A 16,721-nucleotide genomic window follows, 5' to 3' on the forward strand; every position below is an offset into this window, starting at 1 on the left:
CCACATGTTCGTTCTTATGAGGAGTTACGAGAGGTGTTGGAAGAGAATATCAGCCTCTATCTTGAGTTCTTTGAAGCACTGAAGAAATACCAGTAGACTACTTAGAAGTTATAGGGAATCATCTAGAATTTTCTAGGTGATTTCTTTTTGGTATGGTAGAATAAATGTGTAGATTTTTGAAAACTTTATACCATGCCAAACAATTATATTCGATAAAGTAGATATAATTGGAGATTGATATGAAATATGAAGATGTAAAACAAAGATTATTTGCTATTATTGATAGTTATATTGATGACACCGAAATTCGAAAAAAGCTTTTGGAACAGGCACAAGCAGTGCGATTAGTAAGAGGGGTGTTGTACAGTTTAGACAAATATAAAAATAGAGATTTTACGATATCAGATTCAGAGTTTTGTAAAGATTTATTTTTCCATTTTGGATGACAAATTGTAAATTTGCTACAATATATATAAGAGGTTATCCTCAGTTAATTACAGATAGAACAAAAAAATATAAACTTTAAAGATGTAACAATAATAGGAGATTAATTTGATGTTGAGTTACACAGAAGCAGAAAATATTTTATTAAATATTTTAAATGACTATATCAATGGAGTCGAAAAAGCAATAATTTTAGAGTTAATTAAATCAGGTTCATGGAAGGCGGCAATATATGAAATTGATAAAAAAAATCAAATCATTAACCCAAAGTGATCATCAAAAATTAAAAGAGGTCTTTGGGCTATATTGCTAGATTAATAATTGTATATCAAAAATAAATAGGACCTGCTATTGCAAAACTAACCTCTCAGTCAAGTTATGACATTCCTAAAAATGATAAGGGTTATACTAAATCAAATTTAAAATTGTGTCAAGATGTCCATAAAGAATATAAGGCAGAGAATGTTTTAAAAGGATATAGAGAAAAAGAGTTTACTTTACCAAGTGGTAAGAGGGTTGATTTTATTGATTTTGAAAATAATATTGTTTATGAGCTAAAACCTAATAATAAAAATCAAATTAGGAAAGGGGATAAGCAACTACAGGGCTATATTGACGAATTAATTTCTGAAACAGGTGAACAATGGACAGGAGTACTGGATACTTACTAATTGAGGTATAAAATGGAGTTAAAAGAATTTAAAAATATTGTATTTGATATTTTGAAGAAGAATGGTTTTAAATATATAAAAAGTAAATATTGTTTTGAGAACGATGAACTATTAGTTTTTATTGAATTCCAAAAGTCTAACTTCTCTAACGCTTACTATATTAATTACTATTTCGTCATTAAGGACTTGCACAAAAGAATTGAAAAATTGACTATAAAAATAAGAGACTTTGGAGCAAGGTTTGCTTATTATAATTATGAAGGTGAACTTGTTAATAATGAGTTTGAACTTGAAGAGATTTCAAATGAGAATTTAACATTTTCTATACAGAAGGAGTTAGATGAAGAAGTGTTTCCTGCATTTAATAAGGGAATTTATGATTATTTGAGTTCTAGACCTATTATGAAGAAAATGAGCAGCAAAGCTACAAAAAAATATCTTGAAGAACAGACAAAAATATCTTGAAGAACAGACAAAAATATCTTGATTAAGACTGGTTGTTTGAAGAAAATGTAAAAAAAGTAATACGTAAAAATCCAGCTATGCTATATAAAGATTTTTGGAGGAATTTTGGAAGATGGTTTATAAATTTGGGAGAAATGCAAATTTTTTAGATACTACTTCAGTCGTAATTCTTGATGATAGCAACATAAAGGAAGTTTGTTATTTAGATTATAAAAAAGGGTGGTTTAAATTAGCATTTAAAGCTGGGGAAATGCTTGAACTATCTTTGATTCCAGAATTGATATTTTATTACAATTCATCTGTAGGTGGAGAATTTTATGAGACTATAATTAATGCTTTTGGTCTATTGACTATTCGATCTGATGTGATGGAGGCTTTTATAGAGAATGGAGTAACTGGATTGCAGTACATCCCTATTATTATTGAGGATAAAGAAACGGGTTATCGAAATACAGATTATTACATTGTTAATTTTCTGACCCAATTAGATGCTGTTAATTTAGAGTTTAGCAAGTTTAATTATAATGCAAAATATAATATGTATTCGTTTTGGGGAAATCGAATTAGTTTTAATTCTCATATTATTGATGGTATAGATATATTTATTGATAAGAAAGCAAGTATGTCAGTTTTTGTCTCTGAAAAAATTAGGCAAATTTTCATAAAAAAGAAATGGAATACAATGATATTTACTGAATTAAATATTGTTTAGAATTTTTCTTTAAAAATCTTATTACCCCACTACGGGTACAGCAGGTGAGTTCTTCTATGTTAATGATATTTACCGTGTAATTACTGGTACAGACCCTATTACTGGTGAGAAAGCTAGTCGTTTGGAAGCAGCGGCATGGCTGGCAACGGACCTCATTAGCATGGGAGGTTCAAAATTCGGTAAACTGGCTAAAGTTGCGACTAAGGCTGACAATCTATTTGATGTTGTTAAAGGTTCAAAAATTATCACTCGAGCTAACAAAGCGATTGATAGTACCAAAACCTTCATAAAATCGAATGTAGGCAAACTTCTCGACACCCCATTTGGTTTCCCTCCGCAACTCGCAGGAGTTGGTGGTATGACCATGAACGCAGGTGGAATCACTTTGCGTGAAGTTGGACAAAACGCCAAGAAAGGTTTTGACAATCTTTGAGATGATCCTACTTAAAATAGAGGACCACATTTTAATGGTATGGAAGGAAATCACTATGATTATTGAAAAAGAGGAAAATATTGATATTTCATATTTAAATGTTAATCTCTCTGAAAATATAGTTGCGACACGTTGGGAAATAAGTAGACAATGTAATAAAAGAAAAGAATACTTAGAATACATGGTTAATCAACTTTATATTTTTTCGAAAAAGATTCGATTTAAATTGGTTGTTGCAGTAGGGGATGATGATTTTAATGAGTCAACTAGGATTATTAACTATTATAAACTTTGGAAATCGTTATCAAAATATAATCTAAATGTGATAAATGGGAAGTACTCAGAAGAAATATCTCTTAAAAAAGATACTATGATTAGATTCTTTGGTGGAATTGAACTTTTAGAGGAACAGTCAGTTTCGGGTTGTGTTGATGTTATACTTACAAGAATGACTTCACATTTATTACTATTACCTTCTAATTTGAGTGTAGAAGAGATAATAAAATCTGGTTTTTCTAGGGGTTTATCTGAAAATAGTAGCTATATTTCAAATGTTGTCAATCAAGGGGGAGTTGTGCTATTTCGAGAAGGATACTTTGATGATATAAATACTGGTTTTATAGGCTTTGGACCCGAAAGATTGATGAGCCAAACATTGTTTGGAAATTAGAGCTTATATTGTTATTTTCAATTATTTATTGATAATTTTTGGAAAATCGCTCTAGTTCACGAAATCATCTAGACTTTTCTAGGTGATTTCTTTTTGGTATGGTAGAATAAATTTGTAAACCTTTGAGAACAGATTATCATGTGGAAACTGTCTAGATAGCTCTGCTATTTTCACAAAAGCTAAAAACTCTTAAACACGTATCCACACTTATAGCTCAGTTTTAATGGATAAAGGAATACCACGAATGATGGCGTGGTTGTATGATATGTGTGACTTAGACATGGGAACAATAGCGTATGGATAAGTTATGGCAAAATAGTAAGGATGGTTTCTCATTGTTGGAATTTCAGTTTAAAATTCCTTACAGGGGTCGATACTGATATTAGAAGTAGGGGGTAAAATCGTGATTAATGATGTGAAGGAAAAATCTCAGGATATCATTCGCAATTCTAAAGTGCTAGATGTTAGTGCTGAAAAATCAAGAAACGAGATACGTTTACGTTGGGGTGAATTAGTAGAAGATAGATATACTGCGGAAGCAAAATTTGGTGAGAGTAGTGATTTTGAAATCGCAATGATTGCATTAAAAGGCAACAAGTCTGAAATTGTCCTTGATTTTCCATTTTGTCATTTTTATAGACTAACAGAACGAGAATTATCTCTGTACCTATATCAAGTTCCAAGCGTATCCGAACTAGGGATAGAGTACCCTTTGTATAAAATAGTTAATAGTTTGCTGGTTGAACAAGTGGTTCAAGTGGCTGGTGGGGTATTGGAAAAAGAAGAATTAGAACATTATCAAATTCTCTCAACAAATATAGTTATTGACGTCATTCTATACAAGGGAGAAGAAATTTTAATTCATGATGAAGGGATAAATGATGGCCAAGTGGGTTGATATAGGAGGCAAAATTGAGAATGATTGGTACCAAGTTCGATGTCAGATAGATCAAGACATGAACCTAAAAATTTATCTTGATGGGTTGAAAAATCAAGAAAATCATTTCTGCATAGATTTTGAGAAAATATTATTTTGTAAAGTTATTGATGAAGGGTGGGATTTGAATCCGTGTGAATATTGGGATGATCCTAAAAATATTCCGATGATACATAAAGCTATTTTGGTAGAACTTCTTGATAGCCATTTAAAAAGAATTATACGAGAAAATCATCAGGTCCCATTCCGTCATTATCAAATTCTTGGTATTAATTTTGGTATCGATGTTATTTCGGATAGTCAGCCAATTATCAACAAGTTAAAGGAGAATTAGAAGGTTTAAGGATGTTAATTGACATTGAGGAGTAGTAATCTGTACTTCTCATTGTGGAGAAAGTTAAAATAGCTAAGCTAACATATCAAAACTCTAGAATAGTTATTGAAATCATCTAGACTTTTCTAGGTGATTTCTTTTTGGTGTGGTAGAATAAATGTGTAGACCTTTGAGAACAGATTATCAGGTGGAAACTGTAATGAATTTAATAAAAAATAAGAAGAACTACTTTCTGTGTGTTCTTGCAATCTTTCTAGTACTATTTATTACTATTACTTGCTCAAGAGTTTTTTCAAACAATGTGTATTATTTAGATGCTGACGGGAAGATTGAATTAAATATTAAGGGGAACTATGATAATCTTGATGCATATATGACGTTTGAGATTGCTAGTGAGTCGAAAAATGGAAAGATACGACTATCAGGTAGAAATATTTTGGCAGATATAGACTCCAATATTATTTATAATATTGAAAAACAGCAAATTGAAAAATGGATAGATACAGATAACGACGGGGTGTCAGAATTAACTATTTTACCAAATGATACTTCGCAAAGTATATATATAGATTCAAAAGGACTTGTTATAAAGCTACCGAATCAATATCGTTTTTCAATAAATTCTCCTAAAGATTTTTCAATTGTAGTTGAGAATATATCAAATACTTCAGTATCGTTTTCTAAAAATGTAAAATATAACTAGTAGGTTAGGTTGTTGCGGACACCTACGATGCCTTCCTGTTTTACAATATGCAATAATTATTTTACAGATTAAGTACTTATTAGCTTATGCTAAAGTATTGGTGAGGGGCAGTCGGATTAGTTTTAACATTTGAAACGCTATCAATAATTTTATCGACTTGAAATCATCTAGACTTTTCTAGGTGATTTCTTTTTGGTATGGTAGAATAAATTTGTAAATTTTTGATAACAAAATATCAGGTGGAAACTGTTAAGTAGCTCATCAATTTATTCAAGATTTGAGCCAATGATGTGGAGGTATATATGAATCACAAATTTTCAAAATATTTTTTTATAATTGTCATAATTGTCACGAGCTCATTTCTGATTTTTAAAGTTTTTAATTACTATAGTCAAAAGGTAAAATATAATTCCTTAGAGAATGTATTCTTAGAAATGAACTATGCCGAGGTATATAGTGGGGCACTGAAAGGCTTACCAGATTTGAGTACTGTTTTAGGAAGTCCGCAATCATTTAGAGAACCGGATAGAATAACAGAGTTGCCCGTTCTTGTTAATGCCCCAGATGGAGGGGAGGTATCTATATTTGTTGGTCTGGAACAAGCGTTCAGTATTGAGTATTCAAAAAAATTAGGGAATGATACTTATTTATATATAGACTATGAGTATAGGGATAAGAAATTACTAGGAAGCATTGAAATTTCTAATTCAAATAGCTCTTTAGTATGGGCTAAGTCTGACTATTGGATAGATAAAAAAAGGGGTGAAGCGGTAAATCTGCAAGAACATCTAGAGAGTTCCTATTGGTTTTCTTCCTCCAAAGGCCTCCCTTCTTTGCAATTAACTGAAAAAGAAGAAGTATTAAATTATTTGAAAACGTATGGTATAGATGCTACTTGGTTAAGGGAAAAATCATCCTATATTTTGAATAATGTTGTTCTCAAGACTTGGTTTGAAAAGGGGAGTCAACGCTATTCGTTTGACAATCTTGGGGATGTTAAAATTATAGAATCAAGTGTATTAAAATAAATTGCAAACTTATCTATTGTAGTACAGATTTCTTCATTTTAGAGTCTAAAATCTGACAGTTTCACTCAAAGTCCATGTTTCTCATTGATAAACCACAAATATAGAAAAAAAACGGATAGCTCCAAGAGAAAATACTACTTGTATTGTTATACTGATAGTAGTTAAAAGTCTTTTATTTGCTAGAGACTCTCATCTTAGTAAGGAAGGGATAGTCTAGAAATGGGACGATTAGCTTGCCAATATTTTTGTAGCTAGCGCAAAAATAGATCAAATAAAAGAAGGAGACTCTTATGAGCAAACGTAAAATTATATCAAGTTTATTTTTAAGTGCTACCGTACTGGGAGGATTGCTGTTTACACAGACACCAACCGTAAAAGCAATTGCGTCAGACGGAAATGTGCAAATAACAAATAACACCCCTCAAAATTCACCTATCTTTTCTCTAGGGGATCCTATTCAAGAAACTAACTATAACGAATCGGTCAAAAAGTCAGTATCCATTGATGCAACGATTGGAGACTCTGAAAATGAAGTAAAATGGACGGTAAACTTTGATTCTACCCTTTGGAACCTTCGATATGATAAGGGAGGATATTATTTTATCATCCCTGATGGTATGCAATTGAAAAAACTTGTTAATAAGAAAACAGGAGAAAACTTGTTGGACAAATTCTCAACCGATGTTAATGATGATAAAAATGGTTCAGACAGCAAGTACCGTCACTTTAAGAAGGGTAAAGAAACACATTGGGAACGAAACTTTGATAGCCAATGGGGTTGGTCAGCAGGACGTGTAGGCAGTTGGCAAGTAAACCAATGGAAAGATGAAAATGCGTTTTCAGATATTTATTATATAGATAATCCTAGCAGTGATGGTCTGGCAACCTATGAATTGGTCACAGAAGTAACAGATCCAAGCAAAGCTAACAAATCCTTCCCTCTGGTAGCAGTCATGAAGAACTATTACGCTAAAACTTGGTATCTTGGTGAACCAGCTTCGTTGGCAGGACGCGAGGTAACTATTGAACCTCGTCAAACGAATTAAAAAGATTCGCAAGGAAATGTTTTTTCTAGGATTTTGGCACCAGTATTCCTTCAAAATTGAGAAGGTTTGAGGGTTTTAAGCCAACCAGTGGCAATCGTGTGTAGTTAAGGCTACTACGATTGCCTTTTTCTGCGAGTCCTCGTCTTTTTGCTTGAATAAACTAGTTCTTGTATAATATGATGAGGAAATGGGTGTATCCAGGGCTGTTGATACTCAATAAAAATCAAAAGTAGCCTAGGAAACGAAGCCGATGACAGAACTCTGTTGTTTTCTTATTTCAAGGCAACAGGCTAAAAAGCCCCACAGGAGTTTTTCACTCATCGAGGCAAGTTGACAATGGATAATTTTGATATTTAAAGAGTATGAAATCTGAAAAACAGTATAATAGAACCTAGGACACAGAGCTATTTTTTTAGAAACTGTGGTATACTTTAGACATACTGCCTGACATCGCTTCAGTAATCTCTGCTTAGAAAGGATTTATCATCTTGCAATACAAACACCTACTCTTTGATCTTGACCATACTCTTCTTGATTTTAGCCGTGGAGAAGAAGTAGCCTTAACCCAGTTTTTGACAGCTATGGAGGTTGAAGATATTCAAGCTTTTAAAGAAGTCTATCGACCGCTCAACCAGGCCATGTGGAAGGATTTGGAAAAAGGGAACATTACAAAGAAAGAGCTAATAAACACCCGCTTTTCACGGACCTTTGCCCACTTTGGTCGGCAAGTTGATGGAAGGGAGATGGCCTTGCGCTACCAAGAATTTATTGGGCGGCAGGGACAAATTTTTGTAGGTGCAGATAAGCTTTTGCAGGAATTGACACACCGAGGCTACCAGATTTATGCGGCGACCAACGGCGTGACCTATATACAGGAAAATCGCTTGCTTCACTCACCGATTCAATCGTATTTTAAAGAAGTGTTTATTTCTGAGCAGATGGGGACGCAAAAGCCTGCGGCTGATTTTTATGAAAAAATAGCAGAGCAGATTTCAGGTTTTCAGTTTGACCAAGCCTTAATGATTGGGGACAGTTTGACAGCAGATATTCAAGGCGGCAATAATGCTGGCATGGATACTGTTTGGTACAATCCGACTCATATGATAAACAAGAGTAAGGCAGTTCCAACCTATACAATTAGTAGCTATCAAGAATTATTGGACTTACTATAAAATGTTTTAAAATTCTATAAGATTTTTCGTATATTTGTAATAAAAAACACACTATAAGGAGGAAAACGTGAAAAGATTACTGAGACGCATTCGTCCAACCAAGCCCCTAAAAGAACTCACTTGGATAGATTTGATTATTATCACAACGATTTTATGTGGTAATGCTATTTATACCTCAACCATGCAATGGATAGCATCATTTTCCGCAACAGAAACCGTTGAAACAGGGGTTCTATCGTTTAGTCCAGCCGATAATTGGTGGGCTCTAGCCAATCAAGGAAAGTTATTCCTGTTTGCCCTGGTTTATTTATTGATTCGGAATTATGATTTCAAGCAGCTAAAAGTAAAATTAGAGTGGAGAGTTTTACTCTGGGGACCACTGATTTTCATCGGTGCTGGTCTGATTAGTGATTTGGCATTTACAGCTTTTTCATATATTCCAGGTCTGACTGGTGGGTATAATTTCCTCGGATACTTGCCTTACTATGACTGGAATATTATGACGGTGCTCAACCGTTTCCTATCTGTTGACTACAGCACAGTTATCTATTCCTTGTTTAATGGCTTCTATGAAGAGTTCTTTTTCTTAGGCTTATTGTTGAGTACAGATAAGAAAAAGCGTTCGCTGGTTTTACTCTTTTCAACAATTGTCCGTATATCTTTCCATACCTATCAAGGAATGGTATCTGCTCTTGTTATTGGTGTAGCCTTCGGTCTTTTCTATTACTACATGTATACAAGGAAAAATGATAATTTATTGCCCTATTTCTTAGGACATGCTCTTGCGGATATGGTTGGTACAAGTTTCTTCTCGTTGTTTATTGCAGGATAAACAATGCAGAGAACGGACATCAAGCTAATCGAGAAAAATTTCTTTCTCCCTACAGCTGACAAACGGATGATGATATGTAGTTTCTATCAACTCGGTATCATCACCCGTTTTATTGTGCGGATATTTAGTCATTTGAATTAGTTTTGCTACATGGTCTCTTTCGATTGCTTTATCATATTTTTTATCCCATATTTTTTTGAATTAATGGTTTATTTATGTTAGAATGTATTTTTATACATCAAAAAGGAGTATAGATATGAAACAAATAAAGAATCGTTTAAAAAAACATATGTTTTGGATTGGACTCGTTTCGTTGGTATTGATGCTCGTTGATAATGTCCTATTTTGTTATTTTAATATTGAATGTAGTCGTACCTTAAACCAAATCGAGCAGACGATTTGTATCATCCTTAGTATTCTTGTATTTTTAGGAGTGCTAAATAATAAACCGGATGTGAAGGTAGAAGACATCCTAAAAAACGGTATGTCATCTAAAAATCAACAATAATGTTTGTTTAGAAACTACTGATGAGGTATCTAGTTGTACTTACAGTTCAGTATCTCTAGCTAAGACGGATTTTTCAAAATATAGTCAGTATTTCCTCAAAAACTATTTTGTATGTAAATTACTTTACTTGTGATACGACTATTTAACATCATATATGTCCACCAGTCGAAAGGCTGGTGTTTCTATTTATGACACGTAGGTTATCAGGAATGCCAGTATTTGAAGGAAAAGAATCGAGAGAAATTCAATGAACACTAAAAATATCAATAGTAGTTAAAATCATAAGCCGTCATTAGACGGAGTTTTATGATTGTGCTACAATAGACATAATTATAAGAGAACGGGGTGATGATAATGAAACGTACTATTCTATTATGCTTGCCGACTATACTGTTACTAGCAGCATGTCATCAAAAGCCGGATCAGACCAATACTACAAAAAAATCGTCAACAGTTATTTCGACTACTTCAAGTCAGTCTACTTCAACAACTTCGGAGCAGTCAACAAGCAGCTCTACATCGGTGGAAACGAATCAAGAAGTAACAAGTACAGAGACTCAGGTAAATTTTAACGGTTCCTATTATAGTGTACAAGGAAAATATGGCGAAGTGATTATCGCCAATAAAAAACATCCGCTTGCAGCTGATTATGCACCGGGCGAAAATCCTGAAGCCTTAGCAGCTTTTCAACGTTTAATAGCAGATATGCAGGCGCTAGGATTTGGTATCTCCAATAACTACAGTGGATTTCGTTCCTATGAAACTCAGGCAAACCTCTACCAGTCCTATGTAAATCAAGAAGGACAAGCAGCGGCAGATACGTATTCTGCAAGAGCTGGATATAGTGAACATCAGACAGGATTAGCCTTTGATTTATTGGATACAAGTGGTAATTTATTAGAAGAACCCAATGCTTCTCAGTGGTTGGCTACGAATGCACATCTATATGGCTTTATTGTCCGCTATCTTCCAGGAAAAGAATCTAGCACAGGCTATATGGCAGAATCCTGGCATGTGCGATATATTGGTCAAGAAGCGACAGATATTTACAATTCAGGCTTGACCTTGGAAGAATATTTTGGTGTACCAGGTGGAGACTACTAATATTACATTTAGTCAGAAATAAGTCGAAAAATTTGTCCGTATAACTAACTCGTGATATAATAAACCATCATAATTTTGGAGGTCCATCATGCTTAAAGCAATGGAAGTATACTTGGTTACTAATGGTAATGGTTTGGAAGCTATCGAGTTTTATAAAAATGCTCTTGGGGCAACAGTGGAGCAAGTAAATCTATTTAAAGATTTCTTACCAGACTGCCCTGCTGAACTAGAAAATTACGTGATGAATGCACAGTTTCGTTTGAATGGTCAACGGTTTATGTTGTCAGACAACAACCCAGAAATGCCTTATACAGTAGGTGACAATATTACAGTTGCGCTTATCACAGATGATGCTGAGACAGCGCAGGAACTATACAGCAAGTTATCCGTAGATGCAACTGCTATCAATATGGAACTTCAAGCAGTTCCTTGGTCTCCTGCCTATGGCAATGTAACAGACAAGTTTGGTATCTCTTGGCAAATCAACACTGAAGTAGAAGGCTACGGTCAGGAATATTACGCAGAAAACTAAAATAGATTGGACAAGGCATTGTCCAATCTATTTTAGTTTTTGCCAATAAGCTTTGTAGATATATAGTTGAAGAGCAGCAGATAGGATGAGCAGTAAGGTCATCAAGGCTGAGCTTACATAAGCAGCACCAATAGTGCCAGCTAATATGATGCTGACAACTAGAATGATGGCTCCGAGAAACATTGTTCCTATGATCGATCCAGCAATCAACCATTGACCCGCTCCGCGACCAAATAACTGGTTACTATTTTGCCAGTTGAGCATGAGGAGTCGTTGGTCACGCCAGTAATAAATCTGACCAGTTAGCAGGGCTGAGATAATGATGCCGATTGTAAAGAAGAATGCTAGAATGAATTTGACTTTCATGAAACCTAGCGCCAAAGCAAAGTAAAGTAGAGTCGGTAGTGCAAATTGCACGGCAGCCAATACCCAGAATTTTTGGATGATAAATTTTTTGAAACTTATAGGAAGTGTTCGGATGAAATGATAATTTTCCTTCTCCAATGACATGGCGACTCCGATGAAGGTTGTAGAACCAGCAAATAGACTGCCAAGCAAGAATCCAGCTAATAGAGCAATACCAAAGAAATCCCATTCAACTGAACTCAGACCACCATTCTCCATGAAACGGCTAAAACTTGGAAAAAGAGCCACTCCCATGATGATTGGTTGTATCATGGTTTGGACCATGAGGTTGCTATCTTTAAGAGTAGATAGGTGGTGTTTCACTAAAGCCTGGTTGAGATTGCTAGGAATCTTGGCAGATTTAGCATTATTGGTCCGTTTTGTCGAAGCATTTTCAATCGCCAAAACTTGATTAAAGTAGTTGGGAATGACAGTTTTAAACGCAAACACAATAAGTCCAATCATCAAAATGAGAGGAAGTCCAAAATGAAGGAGTGTTTCTAGTGAGATAGTATGGCTGACCAAGTAATGGAATCCAGCAAATATAGGTATGATAGGAAAATCAACAAAGCCACCAGATTCGAGTGAAACGGTCTGCTGAGATTGCAGGAACATGAGTGCAGCAAAAGCCAGCAAGGAAGAACCTGTCATCAGGATTGTAGAAATCAATGTTTTACGAGGGCTTTTTGTCAGAACTTCCCCAACAAAGTGCATGATAATCAGATTGACTAAATTAACTAAAATCCAGAGTATCAAAAAGGAAGGAATGGAAGCTAAGGCGAGGAGCGGACCGCCAATTTGCCAGTAAGTGATTAGAAGTAAAGACAGACATGGCATGAGGAAGGGTAAGACCATCCCTTGTGCAGAGAGGATTTTAGCGAGGAAGACTTCTTGTGGCTTCAGGGGAAGTGCTAAATACAACTTTGTATCCTTACTATCGTAGAAAACGGAGAAGAAACCTGTAAAACCGTAGACAATAGCAATAATGGTAAAGAGCGCTAGTTGCAGAGAAAAGAAACCGATGGACTGACTATAATCTACTCCCATGAAAAAGACAGAATAGAGAAGTCCGAAACTCAAAACCATAAATACTTGTTGCAAGAGGACACTTTTATAGGCTGAAAAGGAGGTGTCTTTGCGCTTGCTTTGTTTCTTCTTGACGGAAGCTAGAAGTTGAGGATTGGAATAAAGAATATTAATCTTTACTAGTTCCCAAATGATGGATTTACTCATACTTCCTCACCTGCCTTCACTTGTTGGCGTCCAGCTAATTCCAAATAGATGGTCTCCAAATCTTTATCTGGATACTGTGATTTGAGTTCATCTAGACTTCCTACGAAAATGAGTTGCCCTTTTCGAAGAATAGCAATGCGGTCACAGAGTTGTTCAGCTACTGAAAGGACGTGTGTAGAAAATAGAACGGTGTGACCAGATTGAGCATGTTCTTTCATCATTTGTTTTAGGTCGAAAGAGGCCTGAGGATCCAGTCCAGTTAGGGGTTCATCCAAAATCCAAATATCAGGGTTAGGGATCAATGCACCAATAATAATGGTTTTCTGACGCATACCGTGTGAAAAACTATCAATAGGTTCATGCTGGCGCGCGGTCATATCAAATAGACTAGATAGTTTAGTGATACGGTCATCAACTGCATCCTTTTCTACACCATAGACCTTGCCCATAAAGTGCCAGTATTCAAAAGCTGTTAGGTGTAGGAAGATGTCTGGCGAATCTGGAACGTAGGCTATCCGTTTCTTGACTTCATCGCGGTTCTCCTCTAGATTTAAACCATCAACTGAGATAGTTCCATAACTGGCTTCGATTATCGAAGTCAATAGACTGATTGTCGTTGTTTTTCCTGCCCCATTGTGACCAATTAAACCGAAAATCTCGCCGCTTTCAATTGTCAAATTTAGGTCATCAAGTGCGATTGTTTCGCCGTATGTTTTTGTGATATGGTCAAATTGTATCATAGTAACCTCCTTGTTATTCGTGAACTAAAAGTAGGAGCTTGCTAGGTATTCCAAGCCTTATTCCAATGTTCTTCGAATAATATATACAATTAATTACATTTATTATACTGCTGAATTAGTACAAAAGCAATAGTTTCTATCAATATTTTTGTAGTATGGATGCGGATATATTCCAAGAAGTCGAGTATCGTCATTTAGTTTTTCTTTTATTACTTCGACGTAATAGGAAACTCCGTTTCCTTATTTCCAACTTCAAACACTCCACTGGATTGTTTGAACTCGCCTTGCCTAACTTTAGTTATGCCTGCGGCTTTTGAAGCGAACTTGGTTCGCGCTATTTCCAGCCTTCAAAGGTTCCCCAAACCTTTGAAGCGAGTACTAAAAGTAAACTAAAAGACTATATACAATGGAGTGGAATAAGCTCGATTATCAGAAAATTTGCTATAATAGACCTATGAACGATTTGATCAAGCATAAGTTGGAGTTGCTGCCGGACAGTCCGGGTTGCTACCTCCATAAAAACAAGTACGGAAAGATTATCTATGTGGGCAAGGCCAAAAACCTGCGCAATCGGGTGCGGTCTTATTTTCGTGGCGCCCATGATACCAAGACAGAGGCCTTAGTATCTGAAATTGCCGACTTTGAATTTATCGTGACGGATTCCAATATCGAGGCGCTCTTGCTGGAAATCAATCTGATTCAGGAAAACAAGCCTCGCTATAACATCATGCTCAAGGATGATAAGTCTTATCCCTTTATCAAAATTACCAAGGAACGTCATCCACGGCTGATCATTACACGGCAGATAAAAAAAGATGGCGGTCAGTATTTTGGTCCCTATCCAGATGTGGGTGCGGCTAACCAGACACTCAAACTATTGGAGCGTCTGTATCCTTTCCGCAAGTGCAAATTGCCTGAGAATAAGTATTGTCTTTATTATCATTTGGGGCAATGTCTGGCCCACGGGGACAACCAGCCCAGCCTGTCTGACTATGACAAGATGAGTAAGGAAGTGGCCCAGTTCTTGACAGGTCATGATGATAAGATTGTCAAGGAAGTGCAGGAAAAGATGAAAGTGGCTGCTGGCAATTTAGAATTTGAAAAGGCTGCGGAATACCGAGATGTCCTGCAATCCATTTCCACCCTGCGGACCAAGCAACGTGTGATGGCTCATGACTTGCAAAATCGAGATGTCTTTGGCTACTATGTGGACAAGGGCTGGATGTGTGTGCAGGTTTTCTTTGTTCGGCAGGGGAAACTGATTGAGCGGAATGTCAATCTTTTTCCATACTACAATGATGCGGACGAAGATTTTTTGACCTACATCGGTCAGTTTTACAGGGACCAGCAACATTTGATTCCGTCGGAGGTCTTGATACCGCAGGATATTGACCAAGAAGCCGTAGAAGCTCTGGTGGATACGAAGGTGCTTAAGCCCCAGCGTGGCGAGAAGAAGCAGCTCATCAGTCTGGCGACCAAGAATGCGCGTGTTAGTCTGGAGCAGAAGTTTAATCTGTTGGAGAAAAATCTGGAGAAGACTTATGGTGCTGTGGAGAATATCGGTCAGCTTTTGGGGATTCCAACGCCTGTGCGGATTGAGGCTTTCGATAACTCCAACATCATGGGGACCAGTCCTGTGTCGGCTATGGTGGTCTTTGAAAATGGGGTGCCTAATAAAAAAGAATACCGCAAGTATAAGATTAAGACGGTGGAGGGGCCAGATGATTATGCATCCATGCGAGAAGTTTTGCAGCGGCGGTACAGTCGGGTGCTGCGGGACGGTTTGACACCGCCTGATTTGATTATCATTGACGGTGGTCAGGGGCAGGTCAATGTTGCCAAGCAGGTCATCGAGCAGGAGTTGGGGATGTCCATTCCCATTGCAGGTTTACAGAAGAATGACAAGCACCAGACGCACGAGTTGCTTTTTGGCAATCCATTGGAAGTAGTTGAGTTACCTCGCAATTCACAGGAATTTTTCCTCCTGCATCGGATTCAAGATGAAGTTCACCGCTTTGCTATCGAGTTTCATCGTCAGGTTCGGTCAAAAAATTCCTTCTCATCCAAATTGGACGGCATAGAAGGCTTGGGACCAAAACGCAAACAGGCTTTGATGAAGCATTTCAAGTCTATTGGCAATATCCAGTCAGCAAGTTTGCAGGAAATCGCAGAAGCAGGAGTGCCGTATAAGGTGGCGGAGAAGGTTAAGGAGAAGTTGAAGTAAAACCAAACGGTGTAATAATATCCAAAAATCTAATAAAAATACATCAAAGTGCTTTACAATTTTGGTAATTTATATTATAATATATATATAAAGTACTTGATAAGCTTCAATTTATTGCTAATAAAATAGAGGGTTAGGTAAGGTTATGCAAAGATATATCACACATGCAGTTGGATTGTTGTTCATATTGTGTATGTTACTGCCGTTTGCATATACTACGGACAGTGAAAATTATTCTGTTTTCCTTGTGTCAGGTTGGCGGTATTTCAGCCAAAACTTGTTTTCCTTGTCCTCTATTCTAATCTTTTTAGCATTCTTTTTCATCAATTATCAAGGTCATAAAAATATTCAACTGGTTATTTTTGTCATGACTTTTATGCTTACATTGTATTTTTATTGCTTACCCATTCTGGCTCTAGGAGAAGAATTCTGGAGTCGTATAATCGAATTGCCTATTGCTTATTACATTTGTGGTTTACTTATGCTTGTTGGAGTTGGATTAAAAGTAAAACGTTTGGTATCTGTTTA

General features: G+C 36.1%; 19 protein-coding genes and 1 pseudogene. 18 read left to right on the forward strand and 2 right to left on the reverse strand.

Going from position 1 to position 16,721, the window contains the following annotated elements; genetic code table 11:
* Positions 1-239: 239 nt before the first annotated feature.
* The 17 genes and pseudogenes from K5Q22_RS08350 to K5Q22_RS08430 all read left to right on the forward strand — a co-directional run bounded on the left by K5Q22_RS08350 (position 240) and on the right by K5Q22_RS08430 (position 11,591).
* Positions 240-446 carry a hypothetical protein gene (locus K5Q22_RS08350; protein ID WP_029171982.1) on the forward strand — a complete coding sequence of 69 codons (207 nt, stop codon included), beginning with the start codon at positions 240-242 and terminating at the stop codon, positions 444-446.
* A gap of 109 nt (positions 447-555) precedes the next feature.
* Entirely contained in the window at positions 556-717 is a 162-nt protein-coding gene (locus K5Q22_RS08355) for a hypothetical protein (RefSeq protein ID WP_153309529.1), read from the forward strand.
* A gap of 110 nt (positions 718-827) precedes the next feature.
* A complete protein-coding gene (locus K5Q22_RS08360) occupies positions 828-1,115 on the forward strand; it encodes a hypothetical protein (RefSeq protein ID WP_313777796.1) in 288 nt (95 codons plus the stop codon).
* A gap of 12 nt (positions 1,116-1,127) precedes the next feature.
* Complete coding sequence (locus K5Q22_RS08365) at positions 1,128-1,580, forward strand: DUF4304 domain-containing protein (protein WP_024407076.1); 453 nt, start codon at positions 1,128-1,130, stop codon at positions 1,578-1,580.
* Between the two features lie 112 nt (positions 1,581-1,692).
* Positions 1,693-2,292 (forward strand): imm11 family protein, encoded by a 600-nt coding sequence (locus K5Q22_RS08370; protein WP_172084205.1) that lies wholly within the window; start codon positions 1,693-1,695, stop codon positions 2,290-2,292.
* 49 nt (positions 2,293-2,341) lie between these two features.
* Positions 2,342-2,725, forward strand: a pseudogene (locus K5Q22_RS08375) (pre-toxin TG domain-containing protein); the annotation flags it as partial.
* A 55-nt stretch (positions 2,726-2,780) separates the two neighbouring features.
* The gene (locus tag K5Q22_RS08380; RefSeq protein ID WP_205013596.1) at positions 2,781-3,395 is read left to right on the forward strand and encodes a hypothetical protein; all 615 of its coding nucleotides are present in this window, start codon (positions 2,781-2,783) and stop codon (positions 3,393-3,395) included.
* Between the two features lie 403 nt (positions 3,396-3,798).
* Positions 3,799-4,293 (forward strand): hypothetical protein, encoded by a 495-nt coding sequence (locus K5Q22_RS08385; RefSeq protein ID WP_239514632.1) that lies wholly within the window; start codon positions 3,799-3,801, stop codon positions 4,291-4,293.
* On the forward strand, positions 4,277-4,666 hold the full coding sequence (locus K5Q22_RS08390) for a hypothetical protein (RefSeq protein ID WP_202846374.1): 390 nt from the start codon (positions 4,277-4,279) through the stop codon (positions 4,664-4,666). The genes K5Q22_RS08385 and K5Q22_RS08390 overlap by 17 nt, the downstream gene beginning before the upstream one ends.
* Before the next feature lie 199 nt (positions 4,667-4,865).
* On the forward strand, positions 4,866-5,369 hold the full coding sequence (locus tag K5Q22_RS08395; protein WP_205013597.1) for a hypothetical protein: 504 nt from the start codon (positions 4,866-4,868) through the stop codon (positions 5,367-5,369).
* Between the two features lie 302 nt (positions 5,370-5,671).
* Entirely contained in the window at positions 5,672-6,397 is a 726-nt protein-coding gene (locus K5Q22_RS08400) for a TipC family immunity protein (RefSeq protein WP_205013598.1), read from the forward strand.
* Positions 6,398-6,687: 290 nt separating this feature from the next.
* Positions 6,688-7,443: a translation initiation factor 2 gene (locus tag K5Q22_RS08405; RefSeq protein WP_205013599.1), complete on the forward strand. Its 756-nt coding sequence runs from the start codon at positions 6,688-6,690 to the stop codon at positions 7,441-7,443.
* A gap of 488 nt (positions 7,444-7,931) precedes the next feature.
* Complete coding sequence (locus K5Q22_RS08410; protein WP_024384418.1) at positions 7,932-8,615, forward strand: YjjG family noncanonical pyrimidine nucleotidase; 684 nt, start codon at positions 7,932-7,934, stop codon at positions 8,613-8,615.
* A gap of 67 nt (positions 8,616-8,682) precedes the next feature.
* Complete coding sequence (locus K5Q22_RS08415; protein WP_205013600.1) at positions 8,683-9,447, forward strand: CPBP family intramembrane glutamic endopeptidase; 765 nt, start codon at positions 8,683-8,685, stop codon at positions 9,445-9,447.
* A 256-nt stretch (positions 9,448-9,703) separates the two neighbouring features.
* The gene (locus K5Q22_RS08420) at positions 9,704-9,955 is read left to right on the forward strand and encodes a phage holin (RefSeq protein ID WP_105151278.1); all 252 of its coding nucleotides are present in this window, start codon (positions 9,704-9,706) and stop codon (positions 9,953-9,955) included.
* 348 nt (positions 9,956-10,303) lie between these two features.
* A complete protein-coding gene (ldcB, locus tag K5Q22_RS08425; protein ID WP_205013601.1) occupies positions 10,304-11,059 on the forward strand; it encodes an LD-carboxypeptidase LdcB/DacB in 756 nt (251 codons plus the stop codon).
* A gap of 88 nt (positions 11,060-11,147) precedes the next feature.
* The gene (locus tag K5Q22_RS08430) at positions 11,148-11,591 is read left to right on the forward strand and encodes a VOC family protein (protein ID WP_205013602.1); all 444 of its coding nucleotides are present in this window, start codon (positions 11,148-11,150) and stop codon (positions 11,589-11,591) included.
* Between the two features lie 27 nt (positions 11,592-11,618).
* Here the strand turns inward: K5Q22_RS08430 and K5Q22_RS08435 are convergent, their stop codons facing one another.
* Positions 11,619-13,229 (reverse strand): permease, encoded by a 1,611-nt coding sequence (locus K5Q22_RS08435; protein WP_205013603.1) that lies wholly within the window; start codon positions 13,227-13,229, stop codon positions 11,619-11,621.
* Entirely contained in the window at positions 13,226-13,969 is a 744-nt protein-coding gene (locus K5Q22_RS08440) for an ABC transporter ATP-binding protein (protein ID WP_205013604.1), read from the reverse strand. Before K5Q22_RS08440 ends, K5Q22_RS08435 begins: the two co-directional genes overlap by 4 nt.
* 454 nt (positions 13,970-14,423) lie before the next feature.
* Here K5Q22_RS08440 and uvrC point away from each other — a divergent pair, with 454 nt between their 5' ends.
* Positions 14,424-16,193 (forward strand): excinuclease ABC subunit UvrC, encoded by a 1,770-nt coding sequence (gene uvrC, locus K5Q22_RS08445; RefSeq protein WP_205013605.1) that lies wholly within the window; start codon positions 14,424-14,426, stop codon positions 16,191-16,193.
* The last annotated feature ends 528 nt before the right edge of the window (positions 16,194-16,721 follow it).

It is taken from the genome of Streptococcus sp. 2018162, assembly GCF_019754175.1.
Classification (GTDB): Bacteria; Bacillota; Bacilli; order Lactobacillales; family Streptococcaceae; genus Streptococcus; species Streptococcus hashimotonensis.

Excerpts from the sequence above, each read along its gene's own strand:
- K5Q22_RS08350 (WP_029171982.1), top strand. The coding sequence starts at position 240 with ATGAAATATGAAGATGTAAAACAAAGATTATTTGCTATTATTGATAGT.
- K5Q22_RS08355 (WP_153309529.1), top strand. The coding sequence starts at position 556 with ATGTTGAGTTACACAGAAGCAGAAAATATTTTATTAAATATTTTAAAT.
- K5Q22_RS08365 (WP_024407076.1), top strand. The coding sequence starts at position 1,128 with ATGGAGTTAAAAGAATTTAAAAATATTGTATTTGATATTTTGAAGAAG.
- K5Q22_RS08370 (WP_172084205.1), top strand. The coding sequence starts at position 1,693 with ATGGTTTATAAATTTGGGAGAAATGCAAATTTTTTAGATACTACTTCA.
- K5Q22_RS08380 (WP_205013596.1), top strand. The coding sequence starts at position 2,781 with ATGATTATTGAAAAAGAGGAAAATATTGATATTTCATATTTAAATGTT.
- K5Q22_RS08390 (WP_202846374.1), top strand. The coding sequence starts at position 4,277 with ATGGCCAAGTGGGTTGATATAGGAGGCAAAATTGAGAATGATTGGTAC.
- K5Q22_RS08395 (WP_205013597.1), top strand. The coding sequence starts at position 4,866 with ATGAATTTAATAAAAAATAAGAAGAACTACTTTCTGTGTGTTCTTGCA.
- K5Q22_RS08400 (WP_205013598.1), top strand. The coding sequence starts at position 5,672 with ATGAATCACAAATTTTCAAAATATTTTTTTATAATTGTCATAATTGTC.
- K5Q22_RS08405 (WP_205013599.1), top strand. The coding sequence starts at position 6,688 with ATGAGCAAACGTAAAATTATATCAAGTTTATTTTTAAGTGCTACCGTA.
- K5Q22_RS08420 (WP_105151278.1), top strand. The coding sequence starts at position 9,704 with ATGAAACAAATAAAGAATCGTTTAAAAAAACATATGTTTTGGATTGGA.
- ldcB (WP_205013601.1), top strand. The coding sequence starts at position 10,304 with ATGATAATGAAACGTACTATTCTATTATGCTTGCCGACTATACTGTTA.
- K5Q22_RS08430 (WP_205013602.1), top strand. The coding sequence starts at position 11,148 with ATGCTTAAAGCAATGGAAGTATACTTGGTTACTAATGGTAATGGTTTG.
- K5Q22_RS08435 (WP_205013603.1), bottom strand. The coding sequence starts at position 13,229 with ATGAGTAAATCCATCATTTGGGAACTAGTAAAGATTAATATTCTTTAT.
- K5Q22_RS08440 (WP_205013604.1), bottom strand. The coding sequence starts at position 13,969 with ATGATACAATTTGACCATATCACAAAAACATACGGCGAAACAATCGCA.
- uvrC (WP_205013605.1), top strand. The coding sequence starts at position 14,424 with ATGAACGATTTGATCAAGCATAAGTTGGAGTTGCTGCCGGACAGTCCG.